The 15,770-nt window shown below is 63.7% G+C and carries 16 protein-coding genes and 1 pseudogene; 9 read left to right on the top strand and 8 right to left on the bottom strand.

All coding sequences use genetic code 11. The features are described from left to right. Positions 1–106 precede the first annotated feature (106 nt). Entirely contained in the window at positions 107–910 is an 804-nt protein-coding gene (locus OG804_RS15065; RefSeq protein ID WP_328397972.1) for a hypothetical protein, read from the bottom strand. 907 nt (positions 911–1,817) lie between these two features. Here OG804_RS15065 and OG804_RS15060 point away from each other — a divergent pair. Beyond that, positions 1,818–2,468: a DUF6192 family protein gene (locus OG804_RS15060; protein ID WP_328397970.1), complete on the top strand. Its 651-nt coding sequence runs from the start codon at positions 1,818–1,820 to the stop codon at positions 2,466–2,468. Between the two features lie 46 nt (positions 2,469–2,514). Next, positions 2,515–2,922 (top strand): hypothetical protein, encoded by a 408-nt coding sequence (locus tag OG804_RS15055; protein ID WP_328397968.1) that lies wholly within the window; start codon positions 2,515–2,517, stop codon positions 2,920–2,922. Positions 2,923–3,150: 228 nt separating this feature from the next. Here the strand turns inward: OG804_RS15055 and OG804_RS15050 are convergent, their stop codons facing one another. The 4 genes from OG804_RS15050 to OG804_RS15035 form a co-directional block, all read right to left on the bottom strand. Further along, on the bottom strand, positions 3,151–4,005 hold the full coding sequence (locus tag OG804_RS15050) for a nucleoside hydrolase (protein WP_328398412.1): 855 nt from the start codon (positions 4,003–4,005) through the stop codon (positions 3,151–3,153). A gap of 117 nt (positions 4,006–4,122) precedes the next feature. Then, on the bottom strand, positions 4,123–4,599 hold the full coding sequence (locus OG804_RS15045) for a DUF4254 domain-containing protein (RefSeq protein WP_328397966.1): 477 nt from the start codon (positions 4,597–4,599) through the stop codon (positions 4,123–4,125). Positions 4,600–4,603: 4 nt separating this feature from the next. Then, the gene (locus tag OG804_RS15040; RefSeq protein ID WP_328397964.1) at positions 4,604–5,056 is read right to left on the bottom strand and encodes a hypothetical protein; all 453 of its coding nucleotides are present in this window, start codon (positions 5,054–5,056) and stop codon (positions 4,604–4,606) included. A gap of 151 nt (positions 5,057–5,207) precedes the next feature. Next, positions 5,208–5,507, bottom strand: a complete 300-nt coding sequence (locus tag OG804_RS15035) for a hypothetical protein (protein WP_328397962.1) — start codon at positions 5,505–5,507, stop codon at positions 5,208–5,210. 164 nt (positions 5,508–5,671) lie between these two features. Here OG804_RS15035 and OG804_RS15030 point away from each other — a divergent pair, with 164 nt between their 5' ends. Next, positions 5,672–6,529, top strand: coding sequence for a helix-turn-helix domain-containing protein (locus tag OG804_RS15030; protein WP_328397960.1), 858 nt, complete (start codon positions 5,672–5,674; stop codon positions 6,527–6,529). 9 nt (positions 6,530–6,538) lie between these two features. Beyond that, positions 6,539–6,919, top strand: coding sequence for a DUF397 domain-containing protein (locus tag OG804_RS15025; RefSeq protein ID WP_328397958.1), 381 nt, complete (start codon positions 6,539–6,541; stop codon positions 6,917–6,919). Positions 6,920–6,946: 27 nt separating this feature from the next. Here OG804_RS15025 and OG804_RS15020 read toward each other — a convergent pair whose 3' ends face one another. Then, positions 6,947–7,498, bottom strand: a complete 552-nt coding sequence (locus OG804_RS15020; RefSeq protein ID WP_328397956.1) for a GNAT family N-acetyltransferase — start codon at positions 7,496–7,498, stop codon at positions 6,947–6,949. 165 nt (positions 7,499–7,663) lie between these two features. Between OG804_RS15020 and OG804_RS15015 the strand changes: the two genes are divergently transcribed. The 5 genes and pseudogenes from OG804_RS15015 to OG804_RS14995 all read left to right on the top strand — a co-directional run bounded on the left by OG804_RS15015 (position 7,664) and on the right by OG804_RS14995 (position 13,811). Beyond that, entirely contained in the window at positions 7,664–8,557 is an 894-nt protein-coding gene (locus OG804_RS15015; protein WP_328397954.1) for a phosphotransferase family protein, read from the top strand. 319 nt (positions 8,558–8,876) lie between these two features. Continuing rightward, positions 8,877–11,461, top strand: a pseudogene (locus tag OG804_RS15010) (valine--tRNA ligase). A gap of 183 nt (positions 11,462–11,644) precedes the next feature. After that, positions 11,645–12,349 (top strand): HalD/BesD family halogenase, encoded by a 705-nt coding sequence (locus tag OG804_RS15005; protein ID WP_442941836.1) that lies wholly within the window; start codon positions 11,645–11,647, stop codon positions 12,347–12,349. Between the two features lie 17 nt (positions 12,350–12,366). After that, the gene (locus tag OG804_RS15000) at positions 12,367–13,155 is read left to right on the top strand and encodes an alpha/beta hydrolase (RefSeq protein WP_328397950.1); all 789 of its coding nucleotides are present in this window, start codon (positions 12,367–12,369) and stop codon (positions 13,153–13,155) included. Then, positions 13,152–13,811 carry a DapH/DapD/GlmU-related protein gene (locus OG804_RS14995; RefSeq protein WP_328397948.1) on the top strand — a complete coding sequence of 220 codons (660 nt, stop codon included), beginning with the start codon at positions 13,152–13,154 and terminating at the stop codon, positions 13,809–13,811. Before OG804_RS15000 ends, OG804_RS14995 begins: the two co-directional genes overlap by 4 nt. A 4-nt stretch (positions 13,812–13,815) precedes the next feature. Here the strand turns inward: OG804_RS14995 and OG804_RS14990 are convergent, their stop codons facing one another. Beyond that, the gene (locus OG804_RS14990) at positions 13,816–14,562 is read right to left on the bottom strand and encodes a glycosyltransferase family 25 protein (RefSeq protein WP_328397946.1); all 747 of its coding nucleotides are present in this window, start codon (positions 14,560–14,562) and stop codon (positions 13,816–13,818) included. Beyond that, positions 14,559–15,770 carry a hypothetical protein gene (locus OG804_RS14985; RefSeq protein WP_328397945.1) on the bottom strand — a complete coding sequence of 404 codons (1,212 nt, stop codon included), beginning with the start codon at positions 15,768–15,770 and terminating at the stop codon, positions 14,559–14,561. The genes OG804_RS14990 and OG804_RS14985 overlap by 4 nt, the downstream gene beginning before the upstream one ends.

Genomic DNA, 15,770 nt, shown 5'->3' with positions numbered 1-15,770 from the left:
GACTACGGATTGCCGAACTTGCCTGACCATTACGAGTGATGACCAGCCACCTGTGGTAGCCGGACGACTTCGACGCAGGCAACCTGTCGCCCCGCCGACTCGACGGTCAGCGAGCTACAGACTCGGTCGGAGTGCTTTGGATGTCCTGGACGCTGTGATGTCCCAGTGCAATCTGATGGCGCTGTGTGAATGACGGCGATACCGCTTCCGCTTCCGCTTGTTCCCAATGCCGCTCGTTCGGGTCGGGCACCCACAGGCCATCGATGTGTTGACTTCTGTCCGACAACGCGCGAGCCAGCTGCGCAAAGTCCCACAGCGACGAATCATTCACTTGCATCGGTGAACCGCTCGTGTGATAGAACTCGACGCCTTCGCGCAGGACGTGGTCGAGTTCAGCGCACAACCCACATGCGATGTCGCCTTCTGCGAGGGGCGTGGCACAGAATTGCAGGTAGATCCCGATCCTCTGCATGAGAGCCTCGGAAATGAGAAAGGGGAGCGGACGGTGAGCGAGGTGAAGCAGCGCGAGCCTCGCACACGTCGTTGCATCGGCGCGGCTCGGGACGCTGATGTCGACCGGACGTAGCCTGCGCAATGGCTGCATCCGCAGGCGCATCACCTCGGGACCATCTCCGACGTAGGGGTATTTGGTGATATCGCGGCGCTCGTGGTGGCGGTGCCAATACTCGCCGTCGTACTCGACAATCAGTTCGTACCGCTCATGGTTGCCGATGCGGCGATGCCGGGGGGTACCGACGACGCGACGCTGGTACTCACCCTCGATCAAGAACACCATGTCTGGTCGGACCGAACCCGAAGGACCGAGTACACCCGTTCCGAGCACCACGTTCAGCGCTGCGAAGACATCGATCTCAGAGATCGACGATCCAGGCTTCGGTTCCCTGTCCAACGGTCCGCGGTATCGCCCACCAAACATCGGACCACCGTAATGCTGAGGTCTGACACCAGTCGGGCGTTACCGCCGACCGGGCACAGGCCAGCGGTTCCCCTGTTCTTGCCATCTGCATCCAGACCAGCTCCCGTGACCTGGGCCGCCTCGACGTCTCCCGCACTGGACCTGGCCGGATCCACAAACGCCGGTTGTTGATCGTGGGATCGAGCCCGCAGGTGCGGTAGCGCCGGGCAAGTTCGCGAATGCTTGAGCCGGTGTGATCCTTTTCCGGGTGACTTAATTAGGCTGGTCAGATGAAAGGCGTACCCGATACAGAGCCGCGGTCGTCACGGGCGGTCGGGTTCTGCCCTGGTTGCGGGAAGCGCCTATCGAGTCGTCGGCGTGCGGATGCACGGTATTGTTCCGCGACGTGTCGCTCGCGCTGTTGGCGGTGGCATCAGCAACGTACGCGGCGGATCGGTTCCCTGCGAGACAAGGCCGCGCGTCGGCGCTGTCGGGAATGCCCGAACACCTGGGTTGTGGGTATCGACCACCGCGCGGAAGCCATCTACTGCTCGCACCGTTGCTGAACCCGTGCGTGGCGGCGCGACCATAGCCGTTACGGGCATCCGACACCGTGACATGTTGCTGTAACGGCTACAGTGAGCCCATAAAATAGTTGTCTACCTGCATAAATAGTCGGCTTATGGGGGTTGTCAAAGCCTCGTGGCGAGGCGCAGAATCGTCCAGTGCGCCCCCGATCCGTTCAGTAACCGACACGCACCGGCGCCCGGCGATACAAGATCTGGGAACGGATCCGGACGAGCGTCAAGGAGTCCGTGATGGCAGACATGATCGGTGCTGTGACGAGGAAGCAATACGACCGGCTGGGATACCGGAAGCGACTCTCGCTGGTTACCGCTGGGTGGCATCCCGGTGGCCGCGAAGGTACCGGGTTGCCGGCGTCTCCTACTACATCCACAAGATCCTCGCTGGTGTCGGCGACCCCGACGATCCCGTAGAACGTCACGAACTGCTGCTCGACCCTCCATTGCTCGAACGCACCGGTGAGTATCGGTGGACCGTCGACTCTGCGGCTCGTTACGTCGGATGGCGCCCTTCGCACGCGGAGAGCGAGCAAGAACGGATCGACCGTATTCACGATCTCGCCAAGGACGACCAGGTAGCGACGTGGGTCATCACCGATTTTCTGCGCCGTCCCACTGTGGCCTACGAGGCAATGGAGGACCAGACCGCCCGCCACGCCGTCAACGCAGCCCAGATCGACCGATCATCCACGGCGCTGGGGAAGGCGCGCGAGCGGACACCCGAAATCCGGAGAACGGAGCACTCTGCGGACTATGTGGACTTGGTCAGCGCGTGCCAGCTATTCGTCTCGGCCGCTTCGCGTATCGTCCCGAATCTGCGCGGCAACGACTTCACCGAGGAAGAACGCCGCCGTATTCACAGCAACACGGCCCGGGTTCGTGCCACCGCGGACTGGGTCGAAAGCGCAGCAGACACGGGGAATGTCGGCATGGACGACGAACTGGCCCAATTGTTGAGGGGTGAATGACATGCCTCGTGGAGTTCCTCGCCATGTCAAGGGTGAACGTGTGCGGATGTCACTGATCGAATCCCGTCCCAACGGACTGTCCACCAAACACCTCGCCGACGTCTCCGGACTCTCCCTCAGCCAAGTCCGATCCGGCTTGGCCGAAGTCCGGGAAGAATCGGCCCTCGCCAACAGTGAGCCCCTCACATGGTCACGAAATGCCGGCTACCAGCTCTCCGAGTCACCGACAGTCTGGTGCGACTACGAGCACGGCGTGACCACCTCGCTGCACAACCGGCTGATCCGCTTCATGAAGGGGACCGTCCTTCCTCACGCGCAACGCCTGCCGGAAGACCCCCGGATCAAGTTCGTCGTCGCGCAGCTGAACGCCGCCGCGGCCTCGCTTCAGATGGTCATCAGCGATGAACAAGCAGTCTCGCGCCATCAGGCGGAAGTAGAAGCCGTGCAGCAATGATCGTACTGGTCACAGACCTTTCCGGCTCACGTTGACGATGAGGTCGCCGAGCTGGACCTGGATGCCGCAGGCCCAGGCAGCTCGTGCCGGGCTATCGCGCGGCCTGCCGGGGAGTAGGCCGACACGATGGCGGGGCTGCCTGATTCGGCCCGGGCTGGGCGTCGGCGACCGCGCGCCCGACGTCGAGGCTTGAACCGGTCGGATCCGCGAGTAAACCAGGGCGCGTATTCATACGCGCAGCGCATCGTACGTCCAGCTCAGGAATGCGGAATGGTCGACAGTGCTCGATATCTGCATCGGTCGTGCGTGGCGAGTGCGGGCCAGATGTGCGTTGGGGTGTATCTCGATTCGTTCGGTGTCGAAGGCAACGAAGGGCAGCCCGAGCGCGGCGCTGAGAACCAGGGGATGCCTCGTCCAGGCGATGGATTCGCGGGTGGACCATGCCCGTAGGTGGGTCGCCAGTAGATGCGCCCACGACGGTGCGGTGGCGTGTTCGAGCGCTCGCAGGAGCGGGGAGTTTGTAGGGATGTGCAGGGCGTCGGGATCGGTTCGGTCGCCGAGCACCAGACGCGGTGTGTGTAGCGCGCGCAGGGCAAGCCCTGCAGAGGTGGGATCAACGCGGAAGTGCTCCGGGACAGGCGCCCTGCCCCGATGGCCGTCCGGCGTTCCGCCCAGTTGGGTGACCATCACATGGTCGGTGATCTCGGGCAGGCGGGAGATAACAGCGGTGAGGTTGGACATCGGGCCCAACCCCGCCCACCGGGTCCGGCGGGCGGATTCGCAGAGTTCGACAATGGCAGCGATCATCTGATCGAGGCCGCGGACGCGTTCGAGGAAATCTTCACCGAACGTCGGGGTCGGGTGTTCGTTGTCGAGGAGGAATCGGTCCTCGCCGCCTAGATCGAACCCGGCGATCACCCGGATATCGGACCGGTCGAGCAGATCCAGCATGTGGCGGGCCAACTGCGCGCGGCGGCCACGAGTTTCGTCGGCGGTGACCACTACCAGATTCGGTACCACACGCGCCGCGATCACCAACGCCACGAGACCTCCCGGGTGCCAACCGATATCGGTATCGAGGATTACCAGCTCGTCGCCTGTTACGCCGGGGGGTGAGGCCCGGTGGCCGGTCGTGGGTAGGCCAGGGATGGGAATGAGAGGCTCCTTCCAGTGCGGGCGTCGGTAGCCGCCCGGGTTCGATCACGGGCAGGATGTGTGGGGGAGGCGTCGGGCTCGGTGGGCAACTGCGGTGGTCAGTTCGGTGTAGTCGTCGACCAGTTCGGCGAGGCGGTACCACGCGGCGTGTACGAACGGGCTGGACGGTTCGGCGCTCATCAGCAGGTGGTACGCCCGAACCTGCTGGGCGGCGAGCCGATCGATCACGGTGCCCAGGGATTCGAAGTGCAGGGTCGCGTTCGGATGTGGCGGCGGCGCATGCTCGGTTACCCAGCGATCGGCCTGCACCGACAATTCGGTGCGGTGTGGGCATGCCAGGCAGACGGGGCGATGAAGACGCTGCTGGTGCAGTTGCCCGAACCGGTAGGCGATCGGTGCGAGGGGATGGGGGCCGACGTGATGACCTCGGATGGCCGACAGCAGTGCCTCGCCGGTCGGGAACAACGATTCCGACGAGTCGGTGATACGGGCGGGTCGTGAGGTGCCGGTGCTGGCGTGCATCGGGTCACCTCCGTGACGTCAGCAGCTGGCGACGGGCAGTGGCAAGCACGGTCGACCGTGCGGGCAGCGCTTGTGCGGTGGTCGGGGGCCAGATCCAGTACCAGGTGAGGGGTTGGTCGGTCATCGGCAGCCACACCCGTTGTCCCGCGGTCAGAACTCGTACCCCTGCGCGGTGCAGTGCGGCACGGGCGGTGGCGCCGAGCGCGCCGCCTGTGCCGGGGCCGACGAGGAACACCCAGTCGCGGCGCGGTCGCTGATAGGTGAATACCGGCGCGGTGAGGCTGTGGTCGTGTTCGAGTTCGTGCCGGACCAGGGTGCCCAGTTCCGGTGGCATTACCACCGCACCCAGCGATCTGGACGCGGTTACCGCGACCCGGCCGAATGTGCAGGAGACCGGAATTCCCATCCCCCGGTAGATGTGGGCTACCTCGAAGGGGGTGTGGCAGTTCTCGAACATCAGGATTTGTCCTTCCGGTGAGGCCCGCTGGTGGCCACACGCAACGGAGACCCGGGTACCGGCTGTATCGGGACGACCCTGCGTTTGCCGCGGGCCGCGACCGCGCTGAATGCCAGGATCGTGTTCTGGATCGACCACGCCCGCCGTGCGTTCATCGCGACACCCCTGCCCAGGTCAGCGCCCGCGCTGCGAGCCCTTCCTTGCGGGGCGGCGGCCACGGGCACTCCAAGGCAGCCATGCCCATGGCTTCCAGCGCGGTCAGTCCCAGCTGCCCGGCGTGCGCCTGCAGGGCCGCCATGTCTTCGAGGGCGAGTAGCGCTGCTTCGGCTTGGTCGCGTGTCAGGGTTCGCCCGGGTAGATAGCTCACTACCCATCCGCCGTCGCCTGTGCTGCGCGCGTGGTGCGGTGTGTGGTCGCTGACGAGATGTTGTGACTCCTGCAGAACCGTCATGTTGATCACTGCTCTCGGTCGTCGTGTGGTGGTGCATACCACCCTGAATCGACCATAAGCAAATATATAAGCTGATACAAGAGCTTATGAAGTTCATTATGAGTACGCTTGTGGATGTGGTGGATACTGAGTCGCACGACCCTCAACCGCAGGAGGACCACACAGTGACCGTGAGCCGATCAGATCCGTCAGCACTGCGCTTCTTGATCGGTCACGAGCTGCGATCCGCCAGAGTGCGTGCCGGGGTCAGCCAGGCCGAAGCCGCCAAAGAACTCGGCTGCACCCAGCCGAAGATCAACAACATGGAGAACGGCAAGTACCAGCAGCAACCCGACGAAACCGCCACCCTCATGCGTCTCTACGGGGCAGAGGTCGATCAGATCGACCGGATCACGTCACTGGCCGGCCGAGCCGATCAGAGCACGTGGTGGGCGCCGTTCAGCGAAGTCCTGCCCGGCTGGTTCAAAACGTTCGTCGGACTCGAAGGGCTGGCGACGAGCCAATTCACCTACCAGGCGATGACCCTGACCGGCCAGCTCCAGACCGAGGGCTACGCCACCGCACTGCTCAGCGGGGGCCTGCAGATCGCCCCACTGGACCTACCCCAAACCATCCGAGCACGGATGGCCCGCCAACGGCTGACCAGCGAGGACAACCCGCTGTATCTGCAGGCCGTCATCGAGGAACACACCCTCGACCGGCTCGTCGGCGGTCCCGCCGTCATGGCAGAACAGCTCGGCCACCTCCTCGACCTGATGGACCGCGACAATGTCGAACTTCGCGTGATGCCGACGAGTACCCCGGTACACGCCGGTCTTGACGGTGACTTCACCCTGCTCCACTTCGACACCGCGCTGAGCCTCGGTTACATCGAGTACCAGACCGGAGCCCTGTACGTGCAGGATCGAGAGCAGGTCGCGATGTATAAAATGATTGCAGATCGGCTCCTCGCCCTGGCCCTGTCAGCTGAGGAGTCCGCCCAGATGATTCGTGGGCGCAGGGATCGCTTCGAACAAGCGTAGGAGAACGCAATGACTTCCCAGGACCGCCTGCACTGGCGGACCTCGAGCTACAGCGGAACCAACGGCGGCCAATGCGTCCAGGTCGCCTTCGGAAGCCGGACGGTCTTCATACGCGACAGCAAATACCTGCGCGACCCCGCCAACGATCCCGCGGCCCAACCCGTCATCGCCATCGACATCGCCCTCTGGCCACGTTTCCTCGAACATGTAAAGGCAGGCGGCAGCCACTCGCTCGGCGACGATCTCCCCGACATCGAACAGCGCGCAAACGGCTGCGTTATCCTGCGCAGTTCAGACACCGAAGCGTCCGTCATGGCCTTCACGCCCACCGAATGGGCCGCGTTCATCGCGGGCGCCAACGCGCAGGAATTCGATCTGCGCGCCGCGTAGCGGCCCTCCCATAGCGGGGATCGGCCATCAATAGTCGCGGGTGATGGCGTACTCGACTTCGCCGTGCTCGGTTCCGGATATCGGATGCTTCCACCGGGGGTGGTAGACCCGGATATATTCCATGCCGACGCAGGCCAAAGTGGCGCGTGCCGCGGTGTTGACGGTCATCGTCTCCGAAAAGATCCGCTTCAGCCCGAGGTCTTCGAATCCGTGCCGGACGAGTTCACGGACACCCTCGGAGGCCAGGCCCTGCCCCCAGTAACGTGGAAGCAGCTGGAATCCGAGTTCCGCCTGACCGATGGAAGGACCTTGATCGGGTCTATCCGGCGCCCGCATCACCCACCGGCCGACACACTCGCCGGCGACGACGCCGACCCAGTAACCGATACCCGCCGTCCCGTCCGCAGCTGTAATGCGATGCTGGTGGCCAGCCTCGATTTCCGCTCGGGACAGCGGGTTTCCGTTACCCAGGTAGCGGCGGACGTCGGGGTCGGACTCCAGAAGCACCTCGAATTCAAGGTGGTCCCCGCCCAGCGGAACCAAGTCGATGCGGGGCGAGCACAGCCGGGCCTGGGTCATGGAATCAATCATTAGCCACCTCAGCGGTGAAGACAATATCCCGCTTGGTGCCCTTCGCCGTGTCTTCTCTCGCGCGAAATTCAGTGGTGCAGGGCAATCTTCGCGCGGCACGATCGTTCGATGGCCGAGTTCGAAGTCCCAGTGTCGCGGTTCGTGTGGAGCGGCATGCCGGTGGCGGTGCGCGCCGGGATCGAGGATCGCTTGGGTGCACGAGTGCGTTCGGCATCGACCCAACCGGGAGGCTTCAGCCGTGGAATGGCTTCCCGCCTGGAATTGGCAGACGGACGCACGGTGTTCGCCAAGGCCATCCCCACCGAGGAACAATTCGCCTACCGATATCGGATCGAAGCCGACACCGCAGCGTGCCTGTCACCGCAGGTTCCGGCTCCGGCATTGCAGTTCACTCTGGAGACCGATGGGTGGCTCGTCCTGGTCTTCGAGGACATCCAGGGCAGGCATCCCGAATTCGATCGCCCCACGGAACTGACCGCAGTCCTCGACGTGCTCGAGAACCTGGCACGGACACTGACTCCGAGCCCCCTGCCAGAGGTGCCGACCCTATCTGCCGAGTATGGCCCGAAACTCTCGAGCTGGCGCGCGCTCGCCACCGGCGGGCCGGCGGGCGATATGGATGGGTGGGTGCGCCGGAATCTGGACCGGCTGGCTGCCCTCGAATCACAATGGGAACCTGCTGCGGTCGGGGGCAGTTTGTTGCACACAGATCTGCGCGCGGACAATATGCTGCTGCGACCGGATGGCACGGTGATTGTGGTTGATTGGTCGTGGCCGTGTGTGGGCGCGTCCTGGGCGGATCTGGTGTTCCTGGCCCCCGCGCTGGCGCTGCAGGGGGTTGATCCCGAACCGATCCTGGCATCCCACCCCGTAACCCGAGACGTCGATCCTCACGCGATCACCGCCGTGGTGTGCGCGCTGGCCGGATACTGGACCCGAGAGAGCCGTAGGCCGGGCAATTCCCAATCGCCAGCCTTGCGCCGACACAGAGTCGAGTCCGGCCGCGCCACGATCGCGTGGTTACAACGGCGAGTCTGTTGGGAGTGATTGCTGGCCGCTAACACAGAATGCCAGGTCCGTCGTTGTTCTGGCCGAGTGAAGCTTCTGGGCGCCCAGGACCGGCGAACGATCTGGTCGATGTGGTTCTCAATGCGCTTGCGCCGGGAGCTCGGGGCCGTTATGGCAGGTCATTGGCGGCCGGTGTTTCGATGGGACGCATGCAGGAGACGAACGCTGACCGGCATTTCCTCGGGTGGTGAGAACCCGATCATGTAGAGGTCGGTCTAGGGTGGGTGGGATGGCTGGGAGCCTGGCGAGTGCAGGTCATACGCTGTTGGGCGTGAATGCTCGGGACTCTGCAGAGAAGATGCCGCTTCCGACCCAATTCGATCCTTCCGAGGTAGAAGGGCCGCTGTACGAGCGGTGGGTAGAACGCGGCTACTTCGACGCGGACACCTCCAGCGACCGGCCGCCGTTCGTGGTGGTCCTCCCTCCGCCGAACGTGACCGGCAGCCTGCACATCGGCCACGCCTTCGAGCACACCCTGATCGACGCGCTGACCCGCCGTAAGCGGATGCAGGGCTTTGAAGTGTTGTGGCAGCCGGGCCTGGATCACGCCGGCATCGCCACGCAGAACGTGGTCGAGCGCGAACTCGCCAAAGAAGGAAAGTCGCGCCATGACCTGGGCCGGGAAGCGTTTGTGCAGGCGGTGTGGGAGTGGAAGGCGCGGTCCGGGGGAGCGATCACCGGGCAGATGCGCCGTCTCGGTGATGGTGTGGCGTGGTCGCGGGAACGCTTCACCCTCGATGAGGGTTTGTCGCGGCGGTGCAGACCATATTCAAACGTTTGTTCGATGGTGGTCTGATTTATCGGGCTGAACGGATCATCAACTGGTGCCCGCGGTGTATGACCGCGATCTCCGATATCGAGGTCGACCACAAAGAGGTCGGCGGTGAGCTGGTGTCGATCCGGTACGGCGACGGCGACGATCAGATCGTGGTGGCCACGACCCGGGCAGAGACGATGCTCGGCGATACAGCAGTGGCTGTGCATCCCGGCGATGAGCGCTACGCCCACTTGGTCGGCCGCGAAATCGAGTTGCCGCTGACCGGCCGCCGTATCCCGGTGGTGGCCGACGAGCACGTCGACCCCGAGTTCGGGACCGGTGCGGTGAAGGTCACCCCTGCGCACGATCCTAACGACTTCGAGATCGGTCAGCGCCACGATCTCCCGGCGCTGACCATCATGGACGAGCGCGCCATCGTGACCGCGCACGGCCCATTCCAAGGGCTCGATCGGCTCGAGACACGGAGCGCGGTTGTGGCAGCGTTGCGCGCGGACGGCCGGATTGTCGCCGAGAAGCGGCCATATGCGCACGCGGTCGGGCATTGCTCCCGGTGCGGGACGGTGATCGAGCCGCGGCTGTCGATGCAGTGGTGGGTGAAGGTCGGCCCGCTGGCCAAGGCCGCTGGCGACGTGGTCCGTGATGGCCAGGTGGGAATCCACCCGCCGGAACTGGCGACGCGGTACTTCGACTGGGTCGACAACCTGCGGGACTGGAACATTTCGCGGCAGCTGTGGTGGGGACACCGGATCCCGATCTGGTACGGCCCGGACGGCGAAATGAAATGTGTCGGCCCGGACGAGTCCGCCCCGGAAGGCTGGGTCCAGGACTCCGATGTGCTCGATACGTGGTTCTCCTCGGCGTTGTGGCCGTTCTCCACGATGGGCTGGCCGGACAAGACCCCCGACCTGGCGAAGTTCTACCCGAACCAGGTGCTGTTCACCGGCTATGACCTGCTGTTCTTCTGGATCGCCCGGATGATGATGTTCGGCACCTACGCCATGGACGGCCAACCACCGTTCAAGACGATCGCGTTGCACGGCATGGTGCGGGACCAGCACGGCAAGAAAATGTCGAAGTCGTTCGGCAATGTGGTCGACCCGCTGGTGTGGATGGACAAGTACGGTTCGGACGCCGTGCGTGCGGCGTTGGCGGCGGGCGCGAACCCGGGCACCGACGTGCCGATCGGGGAAGACAACGTCACCGCCACCGGTCGCAACTTCATCACCAAGGTCTGGAACGCGACCCGGTTCGCGCTCATAAACGGCGCGACCACCGCGGGGCCGCTGCCTGCGGCGGATCGGCTCGGCTTGGCCGATCGGTGGGTGCTGTCGCGGCTGAACGCGACGGTCGCGGCGACCGACGCCTTGTTCGAGGACTATCAATTCGCCAAGCTCTCCGATGGGCTGTACCACTTCGCGTGGGACGAGGTATTCGACTGGTACATCGAGCTGTCGAAGGTGGCCTTCGCTGCCGGAGGCGAGCAGGCCGAGGTGTCGCAGCGGGTGCTGGGGGAGGTACTGGACGGATTGCTGCGGCTGCTGCACCCGATCGTGCCGTTCGTGACCGAGGTGTTGTGGACGGAGTTGACCGACGCCGCGTCGGTGGTCATCGCGCCGTGGCCGGTCGACAGCGGATTCCGCGACGAGAAGGCCGAGTCGGACTTCGCCGGCCTGCAGGCCACCATCACCGAGGTACGGCGGTTCCGGTCCGAACAAGGCGTGCAGCCGAACCAACGCGTCCCGGCGACGCTCGATTTCACCGCCGAGCCTGTACTCGCGGCGCATGAGCCGGTGATCCGCCACTTGCTGCGTCTGCAAGAACCCGGAGAAGGGTTCGCTGCGACGGCGTCGTTGGCAGTGAGTAAAGCAGTTGTAGCGGTAGATCTTTCGGGTACGCTCGATGTTTCCGCGGAGCGCAAGCGGCTGAACAAGGACCTTGCCGGCGCACTGAAGGAACTGGACAACGCAGCCCGCAAGCTGGGCAATGCCGAGTTCATGGCAAAGGCGCCAGCAAAGGTCATCGACGGCATCCGTGCCCGACAAGCCACCGCTGACGCAGACCGCGAGTGGCTGGAGAAACAACTGAACGCACTGCCGCCCGAGTAAGACGGGTTGCCCGGGGCCCAGGAGTGCACGACGCACAAGAGGGCCCCGCTGATGTCGCGTAACTGATTAAACGCACTGCTGTCTGAGCAATCGACCACAAAGAGTCGCCCGAACTGGTGGTTACCCAATGCTGAGGAGCACGAATGTGTCGTCCGATTGTCAGACCTGTAGACGGAGAAACTCATGGGAGTCTGCGTGGTCTCGGATTTCGCCTCGGTGCGGAGGGAATTGCATCGCAACGGAGGCGTGCGAGTGTCATCGTTCGTTCCCGAGTGGATGCGCCGTGCGGTCGCAGCAGAAGCCCTCGGCTTGGCGGACTCGTATACGGTTCGCAGGAACTTCACGATGGCAGCAACAGGGTTTACCCCCCGGCGGATGGGAAACGTCACGCGATCACTGATTGCGCAGAAGGGCTTCTGGATCCCGCAGATATACCAATCCGACGCGGTGCGCAGGATCGTGGAATTGGTGGCCGGTGAGCCGGTGAGTTGGTGTCCGTATCAGCCGGAGCAGTATGTGATCACACGGTTGGAACGCGGGGGTGATACCCATGGGTGGCATTGGGATGACTACCGATTCGCCCTGGTGTGGGTGGCCGAGTGCCCCGACCAGTGTGATGGGGGCTACGTCGAGTGTGTTCCCGCGACGTTCTGGAACAAGTGTGATCCTGGGGTGCATCGCATTCTGGCGAGCAGGGAAGTGCACCGTCTTGCTGTGGGAGCGGGGGAGGTGTATCTGATGCGGGCAGATTCCACCATGCACCGGGTGCATCCTATCCGGGCCGGCCGTCGAACGATCGTGAATATGGCCTTTGCCGGTCGTGATGAATTGTGCCGGACGACTTCTCACGAGACGATGGATGCCTTGTGGTCTATCCCCGAGATGTGACTGGACGGAGCTGTGTGGTGGAGAGCACGACCCTGACCGCGGCGGATGGTGTGGTTCTGGATGCGGCTGTGCACTTAGCGTCATCGGTGCCGTCTCGTGGGGTGGCGCTGCTGGTCCACGGGATCACAGTGGACAAGGACGAGGGCGGAAAGATGTTCGTCCGTTTGGCTGACCGCCTCGGGTCTGCGGGATTCGATGTCGTGCGGTTCTCCTTCCGCGGGCATGGCGCCAGCACCGGCTTGTCGCAGGGCATGACGATCGCTGGGGAGTGCCTGGACCTGCAGGCGGCAGTGAAATACACGCGAGACAGGTTCGCCGGGCCGCTGTCGGTAGTGGCAGCAAGTTTCGGTGCGGTGCCGACAGCTCTGCAGCTACCGTGGCTGGCTCAGGGCCTCGGTCGGTTGGTGCTGTGGAATCCCGTCCTCGACCTTCGGCGCACGTTTCTGGAGCCGGAGCTGGCCTGGGGTAAGGAGAACTTCGGTCCGGAACAGCAGCGCCGGCTTGACGAAACCGGAGTCCTCACCGTGGATGGCGAGTTCGAGCTCGGGCGGGTCCTGTTCAGCGAGTTCGAGCACTATCGGCCGCTCGACTGTTTTCTCGAGTCCGCCGTTCCGGCGCTGATTGTGCATGGTGATCGTGACACCGCCGTCTCATACGACATCGCCGTCGAGGCAGCAAGGGTGCGCCCTGGTACCGAACTGCGGACCATTGCAGGTTCGGATCACGGCTTCGATTCCCGGGAGCGCGAAGATGAAGCGATCGCTGTCACCGTCGACTGGCTTGAGCAGTCTGCACGGGCATCGTGAAGTTGAGTGATCTCTACGGCCCGGTCCGGTTGGGCGACTCGGTTGTTGTGGGTGAGCATTGCGTATTGGGCTATCCCAAGGAGGCTCGAATTCGAGAGGCGCAACGAGGCCAGATCACCGCTGGTGAGGCTGCGGTAATCGGCGATCAGTGCCTGCTGTTCAACCACATTGTTATCGGGGAGGGCACTGTACTCGGCGCCGAATGTTTGGTCGACGACCGCACGCGGATCGGGTACGGGTGCATGATCGGCGACCGAACCCGGTTGATCCATGGGGCATATGTCTGTGATCGGGTCAGCATTGGTGCGGATGCGTGCGTGGCGGGTTTTGTCTGTGACGCCACTGTCATCGGTGACCGGGCGACGGTGATGGGGAACCTGGTCCATGAGTACACCCGACCTGACCTGGGCTGGTGGGGTGCCGACGAGGCCCCTCCGGTGATCGAACCCGACACTGTGGTCGGGTTCGGTGCACATGTTGTGGGTGGCGTTCGAGTCGGTTCGCATAGTTACGTGGCCGCCGGTGCGATCGTTACTCGTGACGTGCCAGCGGAGCATGTCGTGACTGGTACCAATGTTCATACGCCGATCGAACGGTGGCCAGGTAAGCGACTAGCTGCCCTGATCGAGCACTGGACGACAAGCCGGCCCACGTGACGGACTAGCTCGAATTCCCACCTCTGGCGAAGGCGGAATCCTCCGTGTCGCTCCCCGCCTCTGTCTTTGGTCGCTGTGTGGCCAGGGGCGGGTCCAAGGCGAGAGCTGTGATTCTGGGAGGGAACTGGGCGCGCAGGTCTGGGCGTGGGTGGGGGGTGTAGAGCGCGGGCAGGAATTCATCGATCGGGACGATCGCTGACGGCAGGTTCGCGGACAGTGCTGCCTGGATGCCCTTTCGGGTGAGCACGTAGCCGTAGGTGCAGTGACTGTATCCGGGGCGGACTATGCCCGGCAGAGGGGTGGGAGTATCGGGGTTGAGGGGCTCGCGGCCGAGGTAGAGCAAGTCGAACGTCAATTCATGGTCGCGAATGCCGTTCAGGGCGGTGAGCAGTCCGCCGGAGAAGTCTGGTGTAAGAACTGCGTCGTCTTCGAGGATCAGGGTGTAGGGCGAATCGGTGTGCTGGGTGGCGTGCTGCCAGCAGGCGAGGTGTGCGAGCGAGCAGCCGATCTCACCGTGTTTCAAAGGTCTATTCCACCAGGGGTTGTCGGAGTCGATTTGCCAGTCGAATAGTCTGATTCCGAGCTCTTCTGACGTGTGTTGGGCGATCTCGCGGCCGTCGATTACTACATCGAGGTCGGAGGTGAACTGTACGGACAGGGCGGTCGGGAGGCGTGTGGTGATCCAGTCGCGTCGATCGCGCCGGCGGGGCAGGTTCACGACATAGGTCGAGAGGTAATCCAGGGAGATCATGACAGTGGTTCTCTGTGTAGGTGGCGGCGAGCGAAGCGTTTCGAGTTGTCTGCCACGACGTTCCAGTCTTCCCCTGCGGTGCGTGACATCAGCAGCAGTGGTTCGACGATTGTGAAGTCCGCGATATCGGTGATTCCACCGACACGGCGGGCTTCGGTGACCACAACAAAGTCGTCGCCGCCCACACGATCGTCGAGGTAAGCGGTGTTTCCGGGTCCGCGTCCAAGGTCGAGCAAGCAACGCGCTGCCCCGAGGACACCGAGGGTCAGGCATCCGCCGAGAAGGAGCACGGTCGTGGCCTGAACGGTGAGCCGGGTGAGAACGGCGACGTCCTCGACCAGCTCTCCCGTTGGTGTCCAGTGGGGTGAGAGTGTCAGGCCGTCGAGCGATGGTACGACCAGTGGATCGTCTTCGCCGAGCGGATGCGATTCGAAGTGGAAGGGTAGCTGAGGAAGGAACTCTCGATACTTGGCATTCCACGGCGGTCCGCCGATCACGACAAGTGCCTCGGAATGGGTGTCGAAGTACTCCGACGGTGCGAAATCGCGGACGGTTACGTCGGGGGCCAGTTGCGCCAGCCGGGTGCGCACGAAGAGGAGGGTGTCCAGGTCGGCGAACTTGGCGTACCGAAGGTAGTTCCGGTCGGACGGTGAGGCATAGTCCGGGCGCTCGTCGGGTGGGATCTCCGAGCACACGATATCGATACCGATGTCACGACGGAGTCCCCAGAACTGACGGACAATGTCAGTCGCGTCCGAAGCATCGGCATTTGTGTGCTGAGTTCGGCCGAGCACGCGTTCCGGTGGGCTGACTGGATTCGGTGGAGAGGTCACCAGGAGAAAGGCCAGGGTATCCAGGGCCTGATCGGACCGGCGGCGGACGGTCTTGACCGCACATTGCAGCTGTTGGGCCAACGACTCCTGGCGGTCGGTTAGAGTCGAAAAGCTGTGTTGCGGGGCGAGATTGAAATCGACCTCCACATAAATTCTTTCACCGGCGGTGAGTCGGTCGATCCGACGTCGAATAATCGCGACGAGCTGCTCGATCCGTGCCGCTGACCCGGGTTCGCTGTAGGTGCCGCGACACAGATATGCCTGTACCGGCTCGTCCAGTCCGGATAGTAGGACGGTCGGTCTGGCGAGGCCGGGCCCGCGCCGCAACCGCTTCAGGCTGTCCTTTACCTGGTCGACTGTGGGCTGCGCGAGCAT

The organism is Nocardia sp. NBC_00416, assembly GCF_036032445.1.
Lineage (GTDB): Bacteria > Actinomycetota > Actinomycetes > Mycobacteriales > Mycobacteriaceae > Nocardia.
The sequence above is the reverse complement of the archived record's forward strand: the minus strand, read 5'-3'. Positions and strand labels throughout refer to the sequence as shown.